Genomic DNA, 2601 nt, shown 5'->3' with positions numbered 1-2601 from the left:
GTCGTGGCCGAGGGCACGCCGGAGGAGGTCGCCGGAGTCCCGGCGAGCCACACCGGCAAGTTCCTGAGGGAGATCCTCGGCGCCGACCGGATCAGCGACGGGGCCGCGGTGAAGGCCCCGCGCAAGGCACCGGCCAGGAAGACGGCCGCGGCGAAGAAGACGGTCGCCGCCAAGTCGACGGCGAAGAAGACGGCGACGGCCAGGACGACAACGACCAAGAAGGCCGAGCCCGCCAAGAAGGCGACTAGGGCCCGCAAGGCCTGAGGCACCCGGCGGCGAGACCGACGGACACATCCGGATAAGACACGAACGAGCGGTACCCCGCGGGAACTCCCCGCGGGGCACCGCTCGTGCCAACGGCCCCTAGAGTTCGCCCAGTTCGGACGCGTACGGCGGCTGCGCCCCGGCGCGTGAGCAGGTGATCGCGGCCGCGCGTGCCGCGAACCGCAGCAGCCGGGTCCAGTCCTCGACGCCCAGTTCCGCGAGCGCCGCCGGGGACAGCGCGCCGAGGGTGTCCAGACCGTGCAGCAGGGCCGCGTTCACGGTGTCGCCGGCGCCGATGGTGTCCACGACGTCGACCTTCTCGCCGGGCACGGCAATCGCCGCCCCGTCCCGGGTGAACACGGTCAGCCCGTCACCGCCGTGGGGGCCCGGTAGGCGTCCGCGTCGGGGATCAGCCCGGAACGGATGTTCGGGTCGAGCGCGGTGAACACACCCTGCGCGGCCGCGGTCCGCAGCAGTTCCTCGTAGGCGCTCGCCCCCGGTTCCAGGACGAGCGAGCAGGTACCGAAGGACACCGCGCGTGTGTCGGCGGGGAGTGCGGCGGGGGCGGCGAACAGGCGATCGGCGGTGCCGTCGACGTAGAAGGAGTAGACGGCCGAGCCGTTGGTGTCGATCGTGGCGACGGCGAGCGTGGTGGGCTCAGCACCGCGCTGCACGGGGGACACGTCCACCCCCGCCTCGCGCAGCCCGTCGAGCAGGGCCTCGCCGAAGGCGTCGAGCGAGGTGCGGGAGCAGAAGGCGGTGGGGGAGCCGAGCCGGCCCAGGGCCACGGCGGTGTTGTAGGGGCCGCCGCCGAGCGCCGGCGTCAGGCTCGCGAGGGCGCCCCTGCCCTGCGGTACCAGGTCGATCAGGGCCTCACCGGCGACGACGATCACGAGACGTTTCCTTTCTCGAACTGCGAAGGCTGAGGGAGCTGAGAACGCTGGGAAGGCTGTGAGGACCGCGAAAGCAGCGAGGACTGCGATGACCGCCCCGGCTCCCCGGAGTCGGGGCAGCCGCACGACGTGCGGTGGACGAACGTGCAGTCGAGGCGCACGGTCCGGGCGGGCCGGTCCGGCGCGGCGAGGCGTTCCAGGAGCACACGGACCGCCTGTGCGCCGATCTCCCTGCTGGGCTGGGCGATCGCGGTGAGCCGGGGCGAGAACAGGTCGGCCCAGGCGAAGTCGTCGAAGCAGCACAGGGCGAGGTCGTCCGGTACCGACAGACCGCGGTCCCGCAGGGCGCGCAGCGCGCCGATGGTCATGGCGTTGTTGGCGGTGACGAGGGCGGTGGGCGGTGCGGCGAGGGAGAGCAGGGCGGCGGTGGCCCGTTCGGCTCCGGCCGACTCGGAGTCGCCGTGGACGACGAGGTCGTCGTCGTAGGGGAGACGGGCGGTGGTGAGGCCCTGGCGGTATCCGGTGATCCGTTCGGCGGTGGTGCTCAGCCCGGGCCGGCCCGCCACCAGGCCGATGCGCCGGTGGCCGAGTCCGGCGAGATGGGTGACCAGCCGCGCCATCGGCCCGGTGTTCTCGGCGCAGACCTGGTCGAACCGCTGCGGGCCGCCCGCCGGGTCCTCGACCGCACCGCCGACCACACCTTCGGTCACTCCGCCGACCGCACCGCCGACCACACCTTCGGTCACTCCGCCGACCGTACCGGTCACCTCGTCGATCACTCCGTCGATCACACGGTCGAGGAACACCGTCGGGACCCGGTGGCGCCCGAGATAGGAGACGAGCTCGCGCGGGTCCGCCGACGGCGCGACGATCATGCCGTCCACGCGCCTATCGTGCAGCAGCTGCACGACCTTGCACTCGTGGTCGGGATCGTCGTGCGGATCGGCGATGAGCAGGCTGTAGCCGTGTTCCAGTGCGCCCGCCTCGACGCCCTGGAGGATCTCCGTGAAGTACGGGTTGCTGATCGCCGACACCGCGAGCCCGATGGAGCGGGTGCGCGAGGTCACCAGGGAGCGGGCGAGGGTGTTCGGGGTGTAGCCGAGCCGGTCGACGGCGTCCAGGACCGCCTGGCGGGTGTGGGGCAGGACGGGCCGGGTGTCGTTCAGGACGTGCGAGACGGTCGCCACGGAGACCCCGGCGCTTCGAGCGACGTCGGCCATGGTCGCCATCGCGTCCCCCTTCCTGGGCCCGGCCCCTTTCGACGGCACGGCGTGCCTTCCGGCGGGGACGGTATCCCATCCGGCGTCCCACGTAAACGCTTGCGCAAACGTTTACGTCCCGTGACGAAGGAGAAGTGCGCCGACCTGACCGGCCCGTGGGGCAGGGCTCAGTCCCAGTCCCACCCGATGCCCACGATCCCCGTCCGCACCCGGGGCTCGACGAG

2 protein-coding genes and 1 pseudogene are annotated in these 2601 nt (G+C 72.5%); 1 reads left to right on the top strand and 2 read right to left on the bottom strand.

Features of this window, described 5'->3' with window-relative positions; genetic code table 11:
- The coding region (locus JF597_RS54350; protein WP_294014534.1) for a hypothetical protein at positions 1 to 264 on the top strand (264 nt) is incomplete at its 5' end.
- A gap of 99 nt (positions 265 to 363) precedes the next feature.
- Here JF597_RS54350 and JF597_RS54345 read toward each other — a convergent pair.
- Positions 364 to 1157 (bottom strand): annotated as a pseudogene (locus JF597_RS54345) (carbohydrate kinase).
- On the bottom strand, positions 1154 to 2386 hold the full coding sequence (locus JF597_RS54340) for a LacI family DNA-binding transcriptional regulator (RefSeq protein ID WP_294014532.1): 1233 nt from the start codon (positions 2384 to 2386) through the stop codon (positions 1154 to 1156). Before JF597_RS54340 ends, JF597_RS54345 begins: the two are co-directional and overlap by 4 nt.
- Positions 2387 to 2601: the final 215 nt, after the last annotated feature.

The organism is Streptomyces sp. (genome assembly GCF_019510245.1).
Classification (GTDB): domain Bacteria; phylum Actinomycetota; class Actinomycetes; order Streptomycetales; family Streptomycetaceae; genus Streptomyces.
This window is presented reverse-complemented; position numbering and strand designations above follow the sequence as displayed.